Origin of the sequence: Clostridium sp. AM49-4BH, from assembly GCF_003478335.1 — a bacterium.
GTDB lineage: Bacteria > Bacillota > Clostridia > Lachnospirales > Lachnospiraceae > Butyribacter.
The window spans coordinates 1-849 of record NZ_QUFB01000135.1 but is presented as its reverse complement, the minus strand read 5'-3'; the positions used below and the strand labels follow the sequence as shown (position 1 = coordinate 849).

Genomic DNA, 849 nt, shown 5'->3' with positions numbered 1-849 from the left:
CGGGTTATTTCAGCTTGCCTCTTCGGGTGGTTGGGGTGACTTAATTTTCATTTTCCGGCATTTCAGCTTTGCTTTTGTGCTGCTTCGGTTGACTGATTTTGTGATTTCGGTTATTTCAGCTTGCCGTTCCGGGCTGTTTCAGCTATTTAGTTTTTCAAGAACGGCACGGTATACCATTACCAAGTAAGCGTCGATAAAACAATAGCGATTGGTTAAATATTCGGTTAATTTGTACAAAAAGCTGATGCCTAATACAGCAAGACTAATGCATGTAACAACATAATCTAATTTCAATCCGATCAGCAAAAAATTAGCGATCACATATACGATTGTCACCGGCACAAAACTTTGACCTATCCGCAGTGCTTTATATAACGCCTTTAGAAGCCCCTCTGCCCTTTGTGCACGTCTATCCGGGGACTCGGCCATCAGATGACGGTACATTCTTTGGTACACCGGTTTATTGACAAAAGAAAGTTCATTTGGCTTTTGTCCTTTCAACTCTCTGCGACTTAGCGCAACATATCTCTTATACTCATGCTTTCCAAAATCTTTTCGCAAACACTTCTGAAATACACTTTTCATTACTTTCCACCATTTTGTATAATATTTATTCAAACTTTCCATACCGCAAATCTCCCACAACCACATATTGCTTATTATGTCGGTAGTATTGACATATTTTGCAGCCACTATATTATGGATCCTTCCATCAGGAAACTATAGCAATTGCCTTGCCGCAATTAGTTTTCAGTTGATAGGAAATTGCTGTTATGTAGCGTGACATCGCCAAGAATTGCTTTAGCAATTCTTGTAGAGCAAAACGCTGGTTTTGCTCTTTTTCACAGT

At 39.6% G+C, this 849-nt stretch carries 1 protein-coding gene; it reads right to left on the bottom strand.

All coding sequences use genetic code 11. The features are described 5' to 3' along the window. Positions 1-138 precede the first annotated feature (138 nt). Positions 139-627, bottom strand: a complete 489-nt coding sequence (locus DW981_RS14750; RefSeq protein WP_022024897.1) for a hypothetical protein — start codon at positions 625-627, stop codon at positions 139-141. Positions 628-849 lie beyond the last annotated feature (222 nt).